Origin of the sequence: Chryseobacterium paludis (genome assembly GCF_025403485.1) — a bacterium.
GTDB classification, from domain to species: domain Bacteria; phylum Bacteroidota; class Bacteroidia; order Flavobacteriales; family Weeksellaceae; genus Chryseobacterium; species Chryseobacterium paludis.
Genome location: NZ_CP099966.1, coordinates 1805450 through 1824355, shown reverse-complemented (window position 1 = coordinate 1824355; position 18906 = coordinate 1805450). Strand labels below are relative to the sequence as shown.

Below are 18906 nucleotides of genomic sequence, written 5' to 3'. Positions count from 1 at the left end.
AAATGATGCAAAAAAATATCTCTATACTATTTAGTTTTCTGGTTTTATTGGGAAGTTGTACTCAAAAAAAAGAAAATCTTAATGATTCTGAAGGGAAGACCAAAAAGGATGTCGTCTCATTTGCTCCAAAGGTAACCGGAAGAATTCTAAAAATATATGTAACGGAAGGTCAGACGGTAAAAAAAGGTGATACCCTTGCTTTATTAGATGTTCCGGAAGTTTCAGCAAAAATTGCCCAGGCACAAGGTGCTGTAAATGCAGCTACAGCTCAAGAGCAAATGGCTAAAAATGGAGCTACGGCTGATCAGTTGAGACAGTTGGAAGCAAAATATAAAGGATTAAAAGAGCAATATGATTTTGCTCAAAAATCCTTCAAAAGGGCTTCCAATATGTATAGGGACAGCTTAATGTCACCACAAGCGTATGATGAGGTCTATGCTAAAGTTCAGGGAGCAAAGGCACAATATGATGCTGTAGTCGCTGAATTGGATGATGTAAAAAGAGGAACGCGTTTCGAAAAAGTAGATATGGCAGCAGGACAGGCTTCACAGGCAAAAGGAGCTTTACAGGAAGCTAATGTAGCATATTCTGAACGGTATGTTATTGCCACAAATGATATGGAAATAGAAACCATCAGTCTGAATGCCGGAGAACTAGCTACAGCAGGTTTTGCATTGTTTAACGGTTATATTCCGGAGAGTACTTATTTCAGATTTACTATTCCTGAAAGTGAAATATCAAAATACAAAAAAGGACAGACTGTAGGAATGCAGGTCGTTTACAATAAAGAAAATGTAGAAGGAACAATTTTGTATATCAAACAGCTGACGAGGTATGCGGATATTACCACTGCCTATCCGGACTATCAACTGCAGGATGCGATTTATGAAATTAAAGTAAAGCCAAAGGATATGAATAAAGCTAAAAATATCCTGGTTAATGCTAATGTTATCCTGAAATAGAAACAAACTGATGAAAGAATTTTTCCGTCTTTTAAAGCGTGAGTTTAAAATGTTTATTAAAAACTCAACCCTGAGAACCGTATTCTTTCTGGCTCCACTATTCTATGCCACGTTGTTAGGGTTCGTGTATAAAAGCGGAAAGGTAGAACATACACCGGTGATTGTGATTGACAGGGATAATACCCCTTTATCCAATCAGCTGGTGGAAATGCTGCAGGATAATAAAGGCATCAGAGTACTTAAATATATTCAGGAACCGCTAAGTATAAAAGATGAGGTGATCAGATATGAAGCTGCAGCAGTAGTGATCATTCCATCAAAATTCGAAGCCGGAATGCTTCAGAAGAAGTATCCCGAAGTAAATGTCTATATCAATACGGGAAATGTGCTGACGGCTAATTTTGCTACAAAAGCACTTCAGCTTACCATCGGAACTTTCTCAGCAGGAGCTTCTATGAAAGCACTTCAAAAAGCGGGAATGCCTGCAACACGTGCTGCTACCCAATTTGAGCCTTTTAAAACAAATTATATTACGCTCTTTAATACAACCAGTAACTACCTTATTTTCATGTGGCCGGCTATGTTGGCTGTAGTTCTGCAACAGGTAATTCTATTGGCAATGGCTGTAAGTTTTGCTGCAGAATTTCAGGGTGGCTCTTTTGTTAAAGAATATTATGGAATGAGAAAATGGGCATTCCCAACCATGCTGATCAAAGTAATTCCTGTCTGGATCTTTTCCATTCTTATCGTGGGAATGTACTATTTCATGCACATGATCTTCAAAGTCCCCATGCCACAGGGAATTTTTAACTTCATTGTGCTTACAGCTGTTTTTGTTGGATCAGCATCTTTTCTGGGTGTTTTTATCAGCATTTTAATTCCGGATGCCCTGAAAGCAACTCAGATTTTAATGGTTATTGCTTCTCCTGCGTTTATTATCAGTGGGTTTACCTGGCCGTTGAATGCGATGCCTGCATTCGTACAATTCATTGCGAATATTATTCCTTTAACGCCTTTCTTACAGGCTTTCAAAATTTTATTGATACAAAAAGGTTCAGTAGAACTTACTTTTCCATATCTGAGACATTTAGGTATTCTTTTAGTTATTTATGCTTTTATCGGGTGGATCGCTCTTAAGATCAAACTATGGCTGATATTCAGATATGTAAAACCTGAGAATCCGAAGGAAGAAGATCCTTTCGATGAAATAGGATAATTTCGAACAAACAAAGCCCGCATCCCGAAGCTCCTGCCTCAAATCTCTCCCGTGTTTTTACGGTTTTTAAAAAAGGATATAAATTCATCAGAAAAAACTAATATCTTTGTTTTTAGAACAATTAAAGAGATAATGGAAAACGTATTTGAAGCACAAGTTGCTCAGAATTATATCAATAGAATAAATAATCTTATTGAAGATACCCACGGTATTTGGGGGAAAATGATGGTGGATCAGATGTTGGCTCACTGTTGCGTTTCTTATGAAATGGTGTATGAACCTGAAAAGCATAAAAAGCCGGGAACTATCGCAAAATTCATATTGAAAAATTTTGTAAAACCTAAAGTGGTTAGCGAAAAGGCCTATCCCAGAGATTCCCCTACAGCACCACAATTTATGGTCGTTGGAAGAAGAGATTTTGAAGAAGAAAAAAAGAGATTAATAGGATTTATTCAAAAGACACAACAATTGGGAGCAGAAGCTTTCGATGGAAAGGAGTCTTTCTCTTTTGGTAAACTAAAATCCCACGAGTGGAGTAATATGTTTGCAAAACACTTAAACCACCATTTATCTCAATTTGGAGTGTAACTCTAAACAGAAGAACTAATAAAACTATTTCCCGCACTAGTTTAAGTTCAACCTTATCATTGATATTGCCAAGGTAATATTTACATAAACCACAAACAAAATGAAAAAACTTTTATTACTCCTTATTCTCATTTCCAATTTTGTCTTTGCTCAGATGCCTAATATTTCTAATGTTTGGCTTAATAACAGCAAAGCCTATACAGGAACCATTGGAAATGATAAACAAGTTATGAAACTTAAGATCAATATTTCTGAACAGGATAAAAAAAATGATCAGGAATATTTTGTTTCCGGGTATTCTCTCGTGGATAAGACCTACACAAAATATGAAGGTAAACTGAAAATCACTAAATATAAAGATACCAAGAAGAAAGGAAGTGTGTACGGTGAATATGAATTAGCAGAAGAAAACAAAGGAAAGCATTCCGGTCTTTTTAAAGGTAAATTTATCTATACTTTTAAGTGGAATAAAACCAATGAGAAGATCGAAGGACAATATATTGAGTTTATAGGTGACTGGAAAAGTTATGATGGAACCTTAGACTTCAAAACCAGTTTGACAAATCAATAGTATGTATTGAGGCTTTCTTTGTTTAGCATTAAATTATTTTTTAAATAAATAGAATATGAAATTAGGCGTATTTTCAATTAGCTTAAGTGTAAAAGACCTTCAGAAGTCTAAAGATTTTTATGAAAAATTAGGTTTCAGTTCTATGGGTGGAAATATGGAACAGAATTACCTGATCATGAAAAACGGAAGTACTTTGATTGGGCTATTTCAGGCTATGTTTGATGGAAATATGCTTACTTTCAATCCCGGATGGGATGAGAATGCCCAGAATCTTGAGTCTTTTGATGATGTACGGGATATTCAGAAGCATTTGAAAGCAAACAATATCCAATTGGATAAAGATGCTGATGAAACAACTTCAGGTCCGGAACATATCTTTCTTAAAGACCCGGATGGTAATATGATTTTAATTGATCAGCATAGATAGAAAAGGATATGAAAATTTTAAAATGGATCATGCTTGTATTGGCTGCAATACTTATTTTGTGGTTGGTTGCGGCAGCTTTAATTTCAGGTGATTTTAAATATGAAAAATCAATTACCATAAATGCACCGGTTGAAAAAGTATGGCAGAATACCAATACTCTGAAAGCAATGGATCAATGGAGTCCATGGAACAGACTGGATCAGGGAATGAAAAAAGACTGGACGGGAATAATGGGGAAACCTGGTGAAAAAATGTGTTGGAGCAGCAAAAACAAAAAAGCAGGTGAAGGTTGTCAGGAAATAAAAAAAATAGATGTTGCTAATAAAAGAATAGATACTTCAATTAAGTTTATGACGCCTTATGAAAGTGAAGCCGATACTTATGTTAAAGTAATTGCTGAGGGAAAGGGTAGCAAAGTAACGTGGGGGTTCACTTCTCAGATTCCATTTCCTTTTACCATCATGAAATTATTTATGAATGTAGATGGTTCCATAGGAAAAGATTATGAGAAAGGGCTTTCGATGTTAAAAGAAATTTCAGAAAAACCTTAAACGTACACAATTAAACTAACTAAACTTTAAAAAATATTTATGGCAACAGTAAACGTTTATTTAACATTCAATGGAAACTGTAGGGAAGCATTTGATTTTTACAAATCTGTTTTTGGTGGAGAATATCCTTATATCGGAACTTTTGGGGAAATGCCTCCAATGGAAGGAAAGGAAACTCCTGAGGAAGACAAAGATAAAATTATGCACGTTTCTCTTCCGATTTCTAAAGAAACAATATTAATGGGAAGTGATACAGGTAAAGACTGGGCTTCTCAATTAATCCCTGGAAATAATATTTCAATTTCTATTAATACGGAATCAAAAGAGGAAGCAACAAAATTGTTCAACGGACTTTCTGATGGTGGGCAGGTAACAATGGCGCTGGCAGATACTTTCTGGGGAGCCTATTTTGGAATGTTTACAGATAAATTCGGGATCAACTGGATGGTGAACTATGATGATCCTGCAAAGACACAGGCTCATCCTTAATATTCATATTTTAGATACGAAATATAGTTAAAAATAACCGACGGGATATCCCGCCGGTTTTCATTTTATTATACATTTGCATTCCATTTTTTTTTAAATTTGAAAAAGAGGGTTCAGTTTTGAAAATTCAATTAATCTGGAATTCTTATTTTAAACAACACAATTAAACAAATGATGAAATTTACAATCGATGAAATCAAAGCCGAGTACCGGAAAGTAAAAAATGAGCTTAATAAGAAAGAAATTCTGACAGGGCAGATAACTTTCCATAGATTTTATTAACTTACAAAAAACACATACAAAATGATTTTAAAAATACTAACCATTGCATTGATTCTTATTGCAGTGTACATGGGTTTTAAACAAGGTTTAGCAATGGTTTCAGGAAAGCCGGAAATGTTGCAAATGCTTGGAAAATTAGGAATGAATAATACTGCAATTATGATTTTAGGGGCAATTACCCTAATGAGTGCAGTAATGATACTAATTCCACAGACCTTTGTTTGGGGGAATTTTTTGATGGCCGGAACAATATTATTAATCATGTGTCTAGAATTATTTCATGGAGATATCAAGGGCGCATTAATAGAACTTCCCTTCATTGCTTTGAATCTTGTTATTATTTACTTAAATTATCCATTTAAATTTTCATGAAAAAGATCCCTTATCTGCTGATCATATTTTCAATGTGTTCAGCGTGTGCTCAGAAAAATGATGATAAAAAATTAATTCAAACCCAACAAAACGTAAAAAGTAATATGGATACAACAAAACTAAATGAAACGGTAAAGAAAGCTTTTGAGGCATGGCAGAGTGGTGATGCAGAAGCTTTTACTTCTTTCTTCACTACAGATTCAAAATTATATGATGATGGAAACCCAAGAGATTTTAAGAAATTTGTGAAAGATGCCTGTGGTCATGAAAAATTTACATCCATCGATAAGATTGAAAATGATGGTAAAGCTATTTACGGACAGTTTCACACAGAAAGCTGGGGTGATTTTAAAACCTTTTTTAAGTTTAATTTAAATAATGAGGGGAAGTTTGACACCCTGGAAATTGGTCAGGCAAATTAATAAAGAATAAACGCAGAAGATCAGTATGGAGATTGTAAGGTCATTGGCTTTGGTTATTTTTATTTTAGCAACCACATTTTCGTTTGCTCAGAAAAATAACCTGGGAGCTTGGTATATGTATTTTGGAAACAATAAAATTAATAAGAAATGGAATTGGCATAATGAAATTCAGTATCGTAATTTCGATGCAGTTGGAGATCTGGAACAGCTGTTAGTCCGTACAGGGATTGGCTATGATCTTTCAGAAAACAATAATAATGTTTTACTGGGATATGGCTTTATTTTAAGTCAGCCTTATGTAAATGGAGAGAAGAAAGAAAATATTGAACACCGGATTTTCCAACAGTTTATCACGAAACAGCAGTTTGGAAGGATCTATCTTCAACATCGTTATCGTTTGGAAGAACGTTTTCTGGAAGATGATTTCAGAATGAGATTCCGGTATTTTCTGGGCCTTAATATTCCGATCAATAACAAAGAAATGCTGCCAAAGACCTTTTATGCTTCCGTTTATAATGAAGTTTTCCTACACTTCAACAGTCCGGTATTTGATCGGAATAGGGTATATGGAGCTTTAGGATATGTGATTAATAAAAATTTGAGAATTGAAGCCGGTTATATGAATCAGCTCCAGGAAAATAAAAACAGAGGCCAGATTCAGATTGGATTTTATAACAATATTCCATTTAACAAAAAATAAAACAATAAAAAACACTTATGCATTCAGGAAAAAGATTTGGAGCACTCGAATTTGCAATATGGACAAGAAGGAGTATTTATGTTCTGGCCATTTTAGCAGCTATTCCTACAACGTTATATTATTGCGGTTGGAAATTTGTTTCATTCCCATGGCAGCCCATTGCAATTATGGGAACTGCAGTGGCGTTTATAGTAGGTTTTAAAAATAATGCCAGTTATAGCAGGCTTTGGGAAGCAAGACAGATCTATGGTTCAATCATTAACAATAGCCGAAGTTTTGGATATATTTTAAGAGATTCTCTTTCAGAAAAAGATCCCGCTAAAGTAAAAGAAATGTTCTTACGTCATTATGCATGGTTAACGGCACTTCGCTTTCAGCTTAGAGAACCCAGAGCATGGGAGAATATGAATACGGTACAATTTGATGAGTATTCAAAAAAGTATGATATTCCTGAAAGACTTTCCAAACTTGATGATGAATTGAGAAATTATCTTTCTGATGATGAACTTCAGTATATCCTGAGCAAAAAAAACAGAGCGACACAATTAACAGCGATGCAAAGCAGAGAGTTAATGGAAGCCTATGCCAATGGAAAAATTAATGATTTCCAATGGACGCAGATCAATCAGCAATTGATAAAGTTTACAGATGATCAGGGAAAAGCGGAAAGAATTAAAAATTTCCCTTATCCACGGAATTTTTCTTCTATCACTACCTATCTTTTATTATTGTTCATTGTTTTTGTTCCTTTTGGATTGTTGAAAGAATTCGATAAACTGGGTGAGGGGACTTTATTGGAAGGTTTTACCATATGGTTTAATATTCCATTCTCATTATTGGTGACCTGGTGTTTCCATACCCTAGATAGTGTAGGAGAAGCTTCTGTAAACCCTTTTGAAGGAAGCCCGAATGATGTTCCCATTACACAGATCAGTCGGACAATAGAGATTGATATGAGAGATATGCTGGATGAGTCTGATCTTCCGTCAGTAATTACGCCTAAGAACAATATTGTCCTTTAGAATACACATATGATGCAAAAAATTTATTTAGATTCCAATATAATATTAACATTAATAAATCATAAATAAATGATTCACAATTACGTCATAATATCAATCGCAGTTTTGTTGTCTGTGATGATATTAGTAATGATCGGGCAAAAACTGAAAGTAGCCTATCCAATTTTCCTTGTAATAGCAGGGTTACTGATAAGCTTTATTCCAGGAATGCCTCACATTGAAATAGAACCGGATTTGGTTTTCCTTATTTTTCTGCCACCTATTTTATTTGAAGCAGCCTGGTTTACCTCCTGGCAGGATTTTCATAAATGGCGGAAGCAGATCTTCTCGATGGCTTTTGGACTGGTATTTCTCACCTCAATAGTGGTGGCATATCTTTCATCATCTATTATTCCTGGACTTACTGTAGCAATGGGATTTTTATTAGGGGGTGTGAATTCTCCACCTGATGCAGTTGCTGCAACCTCAGTTTTAAGAAATATGAAAATTCCCAAGAAGATCACCAGTATTCTGGAAGGAGAAAGTTTGATTAATGATGCATCGAGTTTAATTGTCTTTAAATTTGCTTTAGCGGCTGTGATCTCAGGACAGTTTATTTTCAGAGATGCTGTTCAGGATTTCTTTATTATGGCTATTGGTGGGATTGCTATTGGAATTGCCGTAGGTTTTCTGTTTGGAGCCTTACTTCGTATTATACCTTCCAATTCTAATATTGATACTATTATTACGCTTATTGTTCCTTACATTATGTATGTGGGAGCAGAACATTTTCATTTTTCGGGAGTGTTATCAGTAGTTGCAGGTGGATTACTGATGTCATATAATTCACATTGTTATTTAAGCCATACCTCAAGAATTCAGTCGGGAAATGTGTGGAGTGTTTTGATCTTTTTGATGAATACGATCATTTTTATTTTAATAGGCCTTGAACTGCCTATTGTTATTGCTGCCATGAAAGAGTATACTATTTCGGAGGGTATTTTTTATAGTATAGTAATTGGTGGTGCCATTATTCTGACAAGAATTGCATATAGTTATGCCTTAATGTATTTCCCGAGACTTTGTTCAAAAGAACTCAGATTAAAAGTTCCAAAGCCAGACTGGCGGGAGCCTTTTATCATTAGTTTTGCGGCAATGAGAGGAGTGGTATCGTTGGCTGCGGCATTATCTATACCTGCATTTTTACCCAATGGAGATGCCTTTCCACATCGTAATATTATTTTATTCGTAACTTTTGTTATTATTTTAATTACTTTGGTGGGGCAGGGATTATTGTTGTCTCCTATTTTAAAATTATTAAAAATAAGTGATGCCGGAAGTGAAATACCTGAAGAAAAACAGGAAGTCATTTTAATGAGAAAGCTAAAAGAAACAGCTTTGCATAAATTAGATACTGATTTCTCAGAATTAGCAGAAAAAAATAGCCTGGTACGTCATCAAAAACATAAATTGGAAAATGAAATGATGATGATGGCAGATAAAGCCCAGTGTATGGCTTCTACCGGAGACTATGTTTCAGCAATGAACGAGAATAAAGATGTTTTGAGACAGGTGATCCAGGCACAGAGAAATGAGCTTCATCGTATGAAACGGGAGAAGATATTTGATGATCACGTGATGCGGACGATCGAAATGCAGCTTGATTTTGATGAAGCTAAAATTACAGGATTTACCCACGGATAAATTTTAAATAAAATAAAAAAAGTAGAAATGAGTACTCCAATTATTGTTCAATACAAAGTAGAAGCACCCGTTGATGAGGTTTGGGAAGCACTAACTGATAAAGAGAAAATGAAATCGTGGTATTTTGATATATCAGATTTTGAATTGGAAACCGGAAAGCAATTTAATTTCTATGAACCGGGAGAAGCTAAAAAGTACCATCATCAAGGTAATGTTTTAGATTTTACGGCCAATGAAAAATTAAAGCATACCTGGTCTTATCCTGAATTTTCCGATGCAGAGACCATTGTTACATGGGAACTTCAGCCTGACGGAAAAGACACAATAGTTAAGCTCACTCACGATGATATCGATCATTTCAAAGAATTGGGTGAAGGGTTTTCTCGGGAAAGTTTTACAGAAGGATGGAATGCCATTATCGGACAAAGTCTGAAATTGTATCTAGAAGATAAATAATAAAAAACGCAAAGACGCAAATGAGTGTCTTTGCGTTTTACTTATAAATTAAAAGTTATGATAAAATATAATTCTTTACGTCCTATACTCTGGACACAAAACCTGGATGAAACCATCGGTTTTTACATTCACACTTTAAGTTTTACGTTGGTAGGAAGAAATGATGAATGGGAATGGGCAACGATTCGTAAAGATGATGTAGAGCTTATGCTTTCAAAACCTAATGACCATGAGAAGTTTAATGGAATAGGTTTTACAGGTTCATTTTACTTTAATGTAGACCATGTAGATGATCTTTGGGAAGAATTAAAAGATAAAACGGAAGTTTGTTACGAAATTGAAACCTTCGACTGGGATATGCGTGAATTTGCCATTTATGACAACAATGGATATATATTACAATTCGGTCAAGCTGTTGATGAAATTAGTACAACGGAATAAAATTTGCTATTTTTGGTGAAATATTTGGAAATTCAATGAAAAAAAATATAATAGCTGGTTTTGCAGCGATTTTAATGTTGGTGTCTTGTAACAATGATAAGAAGATATTGAATAGTTTAACTGATTATAACAATTCAATGGAAAGCAAAGGATATCATTTTGGTGATAAACTTGAGATTCCTAAAGATGTTGCAGATAATGCTGAAAGTATTACCATTAGTTTTGGAGATAAAGAAACTTCGAATTTAGTGATTGATCCTAAATTTTTCACATTAGGAGATAATGCGGTAACCTTCAATATCAAAACTAAAGGAGGTGAAACTTTGAATCAGGATGCAACGATCAATGTTTTTGCTAAGAATCCTGAGAAAAAGATCTCTTATCAGATTGTTGCAGAATATCCACATAATCCGGCCAATTTCGTTCAGGGGTTTCAGGTAGAAGGCAACACAATTTATGAGAGCGATGGGCAGAACGGGTCTTCACAAATTCTAAAATATACATTGGGAACCACAACTCCTCTTGCATCAACAAAACAGGCACAGGAAGATTTTTCTGAAGGAAGTACTATTGTTGGTGATAAAGTATATCAATTGACCTGGCAGAGCAAAAAAGGATATATCTATGATAAAAGCTCTTTAAAGCTTCTGTCGGAATTTGCATATCCTAATGTATTAGGAGAAGGATGGGGACTGACGTATGATGGAAAAAACCTTATCGCTTCTGATGGAAGTAAATTATTGTATTTCCTTGATCCTAAAGATCCTTCAAAATTAGTAAGATATATTGCTGTGGCAGGGAGTGCTCAGGCTTATGATCAGTTGAATGAATTGGAATATTATAATGGATTTATTTATGCGAATGTTTGGCAAAAGCCAATTGTTTTAAAAATTAATCCTGCCAATGGAGAAGTTGTTGGTACATTTGATTTTACAGATATCGCCAAGCAGAATACCAAAGGAAGTGATGATGTACTAAATGGCATCGCTTTTAAAGGTGAAAATATGTTGGTGACAGGAAAGAACTGGTCGAAGATTTATGAAGTTGCAATTAAATAATCAAAAGTAATTTTGTTTACATAAAATCGAAATAGCGCTCTTTTGGGGCGCTATTTTGATGAGATAGATAGCTATTATAAAAGAGTGAAATAAGCTAATGTATATTCTTAAAATTATAGGATGGGTCAATGAAATTAGTTGACCAAGTGATAAATTTTCCTATTTTTGAGAAAATATTAGAAATTCAGTGAAATTAAAGCTAGCTGTAACTTTTGCGTCAATCTTATTGTTAACATCTTGTAATAAAAACAAAAAGATCCTGGATACTTTAAGCGATTATAATAATTCGATGGAGCAAAGGGGCTATCATTTTGGTGATAAGCTGGAGATCCCTAAAGATGTTTCAGATAATGCAGAAAGTATTGCGATAAGTTTTGGAGATCATGAAACTTCAAATTTAACAATTGATCCTAAGTTTTTCACTTTAGGAGATAATGAGGTGAGTTTCATCATTAAAATAAAGGAAGGAGAAACATTAAATCAGGATGCTACGATCAATGTGTTTGCAAAGAATCCTGAGAAGCAAATTTCCTATGAAATCAAAGCAGAATACCCACACGATCCGAATAATTTTATTGAAGGGTTTACTCTGGAAGGGAGTACCGTTTATGAGAGTGCGGGACTTAAAAATACCTCGAAAATTCTAAAATATACATTAGGTGAAATGACACCTATTACTTTAACCAAACAACCCAATGATATTTTTTCTGAAGGTTGCGCCATTGCAGAAGATAAAATATTTCAGCTAACCTATCAAAACAGAAAAGGTTTCGTGTATGATAAAAACACCCTGAAACTTCTTTCTGAATTTCCACTACCAAGTGTAATTGGTGAGGGTTGGGGATTAACATACGACGGAAAAGATCTTATTGCAACCGACGGCTCAAAAAACCTCTATTTTTTAGATGTAAATGATCCTTCAAAGGTTTTGAAAACGATTCCTGTAGCGGGTAATGCTGAGGTTTATGAGCAGCTTAATGAATTAGAATACCATAATGGATTCATTTATTCAAACATTTGGCATAAGCCTATCATTTTAAAAATTAATCCTTTAAATGGCGAAGTAGTAGGCAAATTTGATTTCACAAAAATTACCACAGAAAATACTCAAAGTAACAGTGAGCACGTTTTGAATGGAATTGCCTTTAAAGGAGAAAATATGTTAGTGACAGGAAAAAACTGGAATAAGATTTATGAAATTGCTATTAGATAAATTAAATGACAGGCAATTTTAACTTAAATAGAATAAAGTATGTAAATTGGTAGAGCTTCTCTGAAGCACTATAATTAGTAAAAGAACTTTGAAATTATTACCATTCATATTTGCTTTCATTTTCTGCTCATTTTCTGCGCAGAAAGCCGTGGCATTAGATACTTTAAAATTAAAGGAAGCAAAAGACCTCTTTGCTGACGATTATGGAAACCTCTATATCTATAAAAATAAAGACTTTAGTTTAACAAAATACGATTCTTTAGGAAAACAGATCGGGAAAATGATGCTTACCGTACCCTTTAAAATTCAAGGGGTTCAAAATCCATTAACTGTACCTTTGTTTTCGGAAAATGCACAGGAACTGAAATTTGTAGATCAGAACCTTAATGAAATCCAAAAAGTAGATTTTAAACAAAAATTTACTTTCATAAAAATAGCTTACGCAGAAGATCTTCAGCAGATATGGTTGTTGGATGAAAGTTCAAAACGTCTTATTCAATATAATTTCAGAAACGATACAACAATCAATTCTTATCCTTTCGATGCCAGTTTTGATGATCTGGTAGATCTTTTGGTCTATGAAAATAAGGTTTATATTCTTACAAGAAAGCACTTCCGGGTTTACAGTTTGAAATTTGAAAAGCTGGTTGAAATTCCTCTAGAAAATGGAAAACGCTTTAGAAGAGAAAATGAATATATTTTAATGATGACCAAGACAACAATTCTTAAGTATGTTCCTGAAAAAGGTTTGGTGAAGATTTTTGAAGATCCTGATGCGCAGATTGTGGATAAAAACACGCTTTCTTATTTTGCAATCAAAGCGAACAACCTTTATCTTTACAACCTCGAAAAAATTAAAGAAGCTAAACAGCAGGCCGATCCTGAACCTGAATCCAAAAAGACTGAAGAAGCCATCCAGAAATTGCCGGAGAAACCTGCTGAATCTGAGGATAAATCATTAGAAAAAGTTCAGGATAAGTTTATTAAAGATCAAACTGTAGAAAAAGCTGCAGACGATACTTTGAAGAAGCTTATTGAAGATTCTAAGGAAATTCAGACAGTTGGTATTTAGTTGTTTTTTCATGGTATCAATAAAACATAAGGGAAAATAGAATATGCACATTGCAGTTACAGGAAACATTGGAGCAGGTAAAACTACATTAACGACCATGCTTTCTAAGCATTACGGATGGGATGCACAATTTGAAGATGTAGACCATAATCCATATTTGGAAGATTTTTATGCGGATATGAGCAAATGGAGTTTTGCTTTACAGATCTACTTTTTAGGAAGCAGATTCCGCCAGGTAAAGGAGATAAGAGAAAGTGGAAAGAATATTATTCAGGATCGTACCATTTATGAAGATGCACATATTTTTGCAGAAAACTTAAATGATATGAATTTGCTTTCTGATAGGGATTTTACCAATTATCAGGCTGTTTTTAATCTCATGAAATCTTTTGTTTCAGCTCCGGATCTATTAATCTATCTGAAGTCTGATGTACCCAATCTGGTTAAAAAGATCTACAAAAGAGGACGGGAATATGAAGCTTCGATCAGTATTGAATATCTTTCAAAATTAAATCAGAAGTATGAAAAATGGATTTCCAATTATACGGAAGGGAAACTGTTGGTTATTGAAGTTGATGATTTAGATTTCGTGGAAAAACCTGAAGACTTTGGTTTTATCCTGGAAAAAATTGAAGCGGAACTGAATGGATTGTTTTAATTAACAATTATTTATTATCCGTTAAGATTTTTGTAACTTGATTTCTTACTAAATTTGTTATAATACAAGTTTAATTTTTTAATATAATTAAATATGTTAGTTAAGGTTTTACATAATGGAAGTTGTTCAAAGTCAAATGCTGTTTTAGAGTATTTGGATGAGAATGGAGTGCCATTTGAGATCATCAATATGGTGGAAGACCCGCTAAGTATTTTAGAATTAAAAACGGTTTTGAAGAAATTGAATCAAAGTGTGTTCCATTTGATCAGAAAGACCGAAAAATTGTATCAGGAAAAATTTGCGAGTAAAAATTATTCGGAAGACGAATGGTTAGAAATTTTATCTCAAAATCCTTCTTTAATACAAAGGCCTATTTTAATAAAAGGTTCAGTAGCCATGCTAGGAAGACCGATTGAAAATGTGAAATTCTTTATAGAAAAATAATCAAAATACAATATACAATAAAAGTCAGCTTTATGCTGACTTTTTATTTTTACAATAGAATTACTCCTTCTATCCTTCCAACTTCTTTATAAATTTTTACGACCTGATCAGCATCCAATACAAAAGCATTGATATTGCAAGCTGTATATTTTCCATTTTTACTTTCTCTATTACCAAGTGTAAATTTGATGCCATCAAAAACTCTATATATTTCTGTAAGCTTTGCCTGATCTGTAGGAATTATAAATTTAAATAAATAATCTTCCGGAAAGTCATGATGACCCTCTAATTTTTCCTTTAAAGAATTATAAAATTCTTCAGGATTTGCGTGTTGATTTCCTTGAAGTATGTCCATCTATCAATTTTAATTATATATAAATTTAACGAAATTTTTTCTATTTTCCAAGAGGTCCCAATAGAGCTTTGGAGTTCTGTACTTCGTAATCTTCAATGATATTAAATAAACCGTTAACCAGTTGTTCAGAGGCTAATTTACTCAGTCCGCCCGCATTTACAGTGTTGTTATTTCCACCTAAGAGGTTCCCTAAAAAATTACTTCCTGCCAAAGCGGTATTAATGGTCTTAACGATACCATATTGATTTAATTTTTCATCCACTTTTGGAGCAATAGCTGCTACCAGTTGTTGAGAAGTCTTTTCTTTTAAAATCAAAGTTGCCGTACCCTTTTCACCTTGAATAATTCTGGTTACATCTTGGGCATTCAAACTATTGACTGCATTTTGCAGGATGGGTTTTGAAATATTCACCGTATAAGAAGCTGCCTCAGCAACATATTCTCTTTCTTTTGCAACCAATGAAGGAGCTACTTTCTCCAGCATAGTATTGATATCTCTCAATTCTTTAGGTAACGCTTTATCAACCATATTATTTTGTAGGAAAGCATCTTTATTACCATAAACGTTCATTCCTTTATCGATTCCGTTCAATAATAACCTTTTGATGATAGATAAGCCCAAGTCAGTTGTTGCAAGACTATTGCAAGACTGTAAAGAGGTCGTAATGACAGTTGCAGTTCCTGCTATTAAAGCTATTGCTAAAATGTATTTTTTCATTGATTTTTATTAATGATTGTAATTTTCAAATATTGAGCCAAAGGTAAACAGGAAAATCTGTTTAACAAAATATTAAATTTATGATAGCGATTTGGGGAGTTATTTTGATAAAACCCTGTATTTATCATTGTAAATTTAATTGAAAACCAATTTGATTTTTAAAAATAATTCGTTAAAAAATGAAGTTTTCACATATGCTGTATGGTGTATCATACTAATTAAAGAATTTTTATGATATGTTAACAATGTTTCATATATTTTTCTAATTTTGGTTAATGTCTTTTTTTGAGAAATACAATATTTATTTAATTAAAGACAGGTTGAAGGTTTAAAAACCGGTCTCGAAATTTGATTGTACGAAATAAAATTGAACTATATGAAACAAAGTGATTTAAAGTATTCATCACTCATTGCTGTGTTATACTTCGGTATGAACGTCAATGCGCAGGTGACGCCTAAGGATACTGTTACTAAAGAACAGAAGATCGAAGAGGTGGTTATGATTGGATATGGATCCCAGAAGAAAGAAAATATTACGGGAAGTATAGGGCTTGTGACGGCAAAAGATCTTGCCGATAAACCGAATGCTAACCCTATAAGTTCTATTCAGGGGAAATTATCCGGAGTTCAGATTTTGAATTCTGGAGCGCCAGGAGGATCTCCTAGAGTAGATATCAGAGGGATTAGTTCTTTAACAGGTAAAACTGTTTTTATTGTTGATGGAATGATTACAGATGATATCTCATTTTTGAGTCCCCAGGATATTGAATCAATGAGTGTGTTAAAAGATCCATCAAGTTTAGCGATCTACGGAGCAAGAGCATCAAATGGTGCGGTTATTATTAAAACTAAAAGTGGTAGAGGTAAGAAACCTGTCTTTAATTTTAATTCTTATTTAGGAATTAAGACGGTAACCAATATTCCTAAAATGGTTAACGCTGATCAGTATATCGAATTGTACAATGAAAAATTGATCAATGAAAATGTGAAAGATCCGGTATTCTTAAACAGATCTAATTATCCTGCGGATACTGATTGGTTTAAAGAAATTTTCAGAACCAGTATTATTAATTCTAACGATATTTCTGCATCCGGAAATTTAGGAAAATTGAATTACTACTTGAGTACAGGTTACTTGCAAGATGAAGGTAATTTAAATGCTGGACAGGGAATCAATTCAGGAAGTGGTTTTAACAGATTTAACTCGAAAGTTAATCTTACTTATAAAGTTACGGATAACATTACTATTGGAAATAACTTTACTTTTTCAAAAATGCGTACTGATCAGGCTCAGAATACGTTGCTAGATGCTTATTCTTCGCCACCTGTCTATGCTCCAATTAATCCTAGTACAGGAGACTATCAGTATTTTACCCTGGCTAAAATTCCAAATTCAAGAGCAAAATTAGATTTATACAGATCTCAAACTAGAGAAGAAAGATTACTGAATAATATCTGGGGAGAATATAAATTTTTAAAAGACTTTACTTTTAGAATTAGTTATAGTTCTGATAATATTAATTCGAATAAGTACGAATATACTCCTACATTTAATTATGTTCCTACAGCGGATCAAAAGCCACCAAAACTAATAACAAGAGATTCTAGAACGAGAAATTATATCTGGGATAATACATTAAGTTGGAAAAGAAGTTTTGGAAAGCATAATGTAGAAGTACTCGCAGGTTTTTCCAGGACCAGAAGCTCTTATGCTCAGGCATATGCTGATGCACTTAATGTTAGATATAATGGAAATAACAATTCTTTGAATATTGCGGATGGAACTGATATTGTAATGACAACTTACGATAAAGGTGACCGTAATGTAATCCCATATCAAGATAGAATAGAGTCCTTTTTTGGAAGGTTAAACTATGATTATGGCGGTAAATATTTATTGAATGCTTCTATTCGTAGAGATGGAACCTCCAAATATTCCAGCAACGACAGATACCGTGTATTTCCAGCTGTTAGCGCAGGATGGGTTATTTCCAAAGAAAGCTTTATGAGTGAGCAGAATGTTTTTAATCTTTTAAAACTAAGAGCGAGCTGGGGTAAATTAGGAAATCCAGATGTGCAAAGAGCTTACACACTTAATACATCAATTATTAATGGAGGGGCATATTATGGAAATAATGGTTCACCAGCACAAACCATAGATCAAATTATAGATCCGAATATTGGTTGGGAAACCACAACGGGTAGAGATCTAGGATTAGAAATGGCACTATTTAATAATAAGTTGAAAATTGATGCTACCTATTTTGATAAAGATACCAAAGACGTTGTTTATGGTATTGTTCAGGGAACAGTTTCAGGAGCTGCTAACTGGAATAACTATATTACGAATGCTTATTCTTTTAATAACAGAGGTTTCGAGGCTTCCGTAAACTATGATACTAAGATCAGTGATAATATAAAAATTGGTGTCTATGGTAACATTACCACCTTAAAGAATGAGATTACTTCTGTTTTCAATGGATCTTACTTACAAACAGGAGCTAGTTTATATGGAAATTCTATTATCAGACTACAAGAAGGACAGGCCGTTGGTTCTTATTATGGTTACCAGGTAGAGGGTATTTTCCAAAGTCAGGCAGAAGCAGATGCATGGGCTACGCAAAATGGAGCAAAAGCAGGTGGATTTAAGTTTGCTGACATCGATGGAAACGGAGTTATTGATGCAAGGGACAAAACTTTCCTCGGAAGCCCTATTCCTAAAGGAACTTATGGATTTGGTGTTAATATGAATATTTATGATTTTGATTTTGCTATTGATTTCCAAGGTGTATTTGGAAATAAAATATACAATTTCAATAGAGAACAACGATATGGAAATGAAAGTTGGGATCTAGATTTTTATAATAACAGATGGCATGGTGCCGGAACATCCAATGATTATCCTATGGCCACCAATGATCAGTCTATTATATTACCCAATAGTTTTTACGTAGAAGATGGAAGCTATATCAGAATTAGAAATATTCAGGTGGGATATAATTTACCAAAAACATTTACAAATTCGATGTCTATTACTAAGCTAAGATTGTATGTAAGCGCTCAAAACCCTTGGACAAGTTTCAAATATCATGGTTTTTCACCGGAAATCTTAAATACCGATAGGGTACAAATGGGTATTGATAATAATATCTATCCAATTTCGGCAATCTATACCATTGGTATGAACCTAACATTTTAATAAGAAA

Annotated in this window: 22 protein-coding genes; 20 read left to right on the top strand and 2 right to left on the bottom strand. The window is 33.8% G+C overall.

Features of this window, described 5'->3' with window-relative positions:
* The first annotated feature begins 5 nt into the window (after positions 1-5).
* The 19 genes from NG806_RS08100 (at position 6) to NG806_RS08010 (ending at position 14627) form a co-directional block, all read left to right on the top strand.
* The gene (locus tag NG806_RS08100; RefSeq protein ID WP_214831561.1) at positions 6-962 is read left to right on the top strand and encodes an HlyD family secretion protein; all 957 of its coding nucleotides are present in this window, start codon (positions 6-8) and stop codon (positions 960-962) included.
* A gap of 10 nt (positions 963-972) precedes the next feature.
* Complete coding sequence (locus tag NG806_RS08095) at positions 973-2178, top strand: ABC transporter permease (protein ID WP_214831560.1); 1206 nt, start codon at positions 973-975, stop codon at positions 2176-2178.
* Between the two features lie 132 nt (positions 2179-2310).
* On the top strand, positions 2311-2766 hold the full coding sequence (locus tag NG806_RS08090) for a DUF1569 domain-containing protein (protein WP_214831559.1): 456 nt from the start codon (positions 2311-2313) through the stop codon (positions 2764-2766).
* Positions 2767-2866: 100 nt separating this feature from the next.
* On the top strand, positions 2867-3337 hold the full coding sequence (locus tag NG806_RS08085) for a hypothetical protein (protein ID WP_214831558.1): 471 nt from the start codon (positions 2867-2869) through the stop codon (positions 3335-3337).
* A 55-nt stretch (positions 3338-3392) separates the two neighbouring features.
* Positions 3393-3764, top strand: coding sequence for a VOC family protein (locus NG806_RS08080; RefSeq protein ID WP_214831557.1), 372 nt, complete (start codon positions 3393-3395; stop codon positions 3762-3764).
* 8 nt (positions 3765-3772) lie between these two features.
* On the top strand, positions 3773-4315 hold the full coding sequence (locus NG806_RS08075; protein WP_214831556.1) for an SRPBCC family protein: 543 nt from the start codon (positions 3773-3775) through the stop codon (positions 4313-4315).
* 39 nt (positions 4316-4354) lie between these two features.
* A complete protein-coding gene (locus NG806_RS08070; RefSeq protein ID WP_214831555.1) occupies positions 4355-4804 on the top strand; it encodes a VOC family protein in 450 nt (149 codons plus the stop codon).
* A 303-nt stretch (positions 4805-5107) separates the two neighbouring features.
* On the top strand, positions 5108-5458 hold the full coding sequence (locus NG806_RS08065) for a DoxX family protein (protein WP_214831554.1): 351 nt from the start codon (positions 5108-5110) through the stop codon (positions 5456-5458).
* Positions 5455-5880, top strand: a complete 426-nt coding sequence (locus tag NG806_RS08060; RefSeq protein ID WP_214831553.1) for a nuclear transport factor 2-like protein — start codon at positions 5455-5457, stop codon at positions 5878-5880. Before NG806_RS08065 ends, NG806_RS08060 begins: the two co-directional genes overlap by 4 nt.
* A 25-nt stretch (positions 5881-5905) precedes the next feature.
* Positions 5906-6580: a DUF2490 domain-containing protein gene (locus tag NG806_RS08055; protein ID WP_214831552.1), complete on the top strand. Its 675-nt coding sequence runs from the start codon at positions 5906-5908 to the stop codon at positions 6578-6580.
* Between the two features lie 17 nt (positions 6581-6597).
* Positions 6598-7602 (top strand): bestrophin family protein, encoded by a 1005-nt coding sequence (locus NG806_RS08050; protein ID WP_261512624.1) that lies wholly within the window; start codon positions 6598-6600, stop codon positions 7600-7602.
* Between the two features lie 69 nt (positions 7603-7671).
* The gene (locus tag NG806_RS08045) at positions 7672-9285 is read left to right on the top strand and encodes a Na+/H+ antiporter (RefSeq protein WP_214831550.1); all 1614 of its coding nucleotides are present in this window, start codon (positions 7672-7674) and stop codon (positions 9283-9285) included.
* Positions 9286-9312: 27 nt separating this feature from the next.
* Positions 9313-9741 carry an SRPBCC family protein gene (locus tag NG806_RS08040; RefSeq protein ID WP_214831549.1) on the top strand — a complete coding sequence of 143 codons (429 nt, stop codon included), beginning with the start codon at positions 9313-9315 and terminating at the stop codon, positions 9739-9741.
* A gap of 57 nt (positions 9742-9798) precedes the next feature.
* The gene (locus NG806_RS08035) at positions 9799-10182 is read left to right on the top strand and encodes a VOC family protein (RefSeq protein ID WP_214831548.1); all 384 of its coding nucleotides are present in this window, start codon (positions 9799-9801) and stop codon (positions 10180-10182) included.
* A gap of 35 nt (positions 10183-10217) precedes the next feature.
* On the top strand, positions 10218-11240 hold the full coding sequence (locus NG806_RS08030) for a glutaminyl-peptide cyclotransferase (RefSeq protein WP_214831547.1): 1023 nt from the start codon (positions 10218-10220) through the stop codon (positions 11238-11240).
* A 187-nt stretch (positions 11241-11427) separates the two neighbouring features.
* Positions 11428-12453, top strand: coding sequence for a glutaminyl-peptide cyclotransferase (locus NG806_RS08025; RefSeq protein WP_261512622.1), 1026 nt, complete (start codon positions 11428-11430; stop codon positions 12451-12453).
* A gap of 88 nt (positions 12454-12541) precedes the next feature.
* Positions 12542-13525 (top strand): hypothetical protein, encoded by a 984-nt coding sequence (locus NG806_RS08020; protein ID WP_214831546.1) that lies wholly within the window; start codon positions 12542-12544, stop codon positions 13523-13525.
* Between the two features lie 43 nt (positions 13526-13568).
* Positions 13569-14183 (top strand): deoxynucleoside kinase, encoded by a 615-nt coding sequence (locus NG806_RS08015; RefSeq protein WP_214831545.1) that lies wholly within the window; start codon positions 13569-13571, stop codon positions 14181-14183.
* Positions 14184-14276: 93 nt separating this feature from the next.
* Positions 14277-14627, top strand: coding sequence for an ArsC/Spx/MgsR family protein (locus tag NG806_RS08010; protein ID WP_214831544.1), 351 nt, complete (start codon positions 14277-14279; stop codon positions 14625-14627).
* 49 nt (positions 14628-14676) lie between these two features.
* Here NG806_RS08010 and NG806_RS08005 read toward each other — a convergent pair whose 3' ends face one another.
* The gene (locus tag NG806_RS08005; protein WP_214831543.1) at positions 14677-14982 is read right to left on the bottom strand and encodes a DUF493 family protein; all 306 of its coding nucleotides are present in this window, start codon (positions 14980-14982) and stop codon (positions 14677-14679) included.
* Positions 14983-15022: 40 nt separating this feature from the next.
* Positions 15023-15700, bottom strand: a complete 678-nt coding sequence (locus tag NG806_RS08000; RefSeq protein ID WP_214831542.1) for a DUF4197 family protein — start codon at positions 15698-15700, stop codon at positions 15023-15025.
* 376 nt (positions 15701-16076) lie between these two features.
* Here NG806_RS08000 and NG806_RS07995 point away from each other — a divergent pair, with 376 nt between their 5' ends.
* On the top strand, positions 16077-18899 hold the full coding sequence (locus NG806_RS07995) for a SusC/RagA family TonB-linked outer membrane protein (protein WP_261512621.1): 2823 nt from the start codon (positions 16077-16079) through the stop codon (positions 18897-18899).
* The last annotated feature ends 7 nt before the right edge of the window (positions 18900-18906 follow it).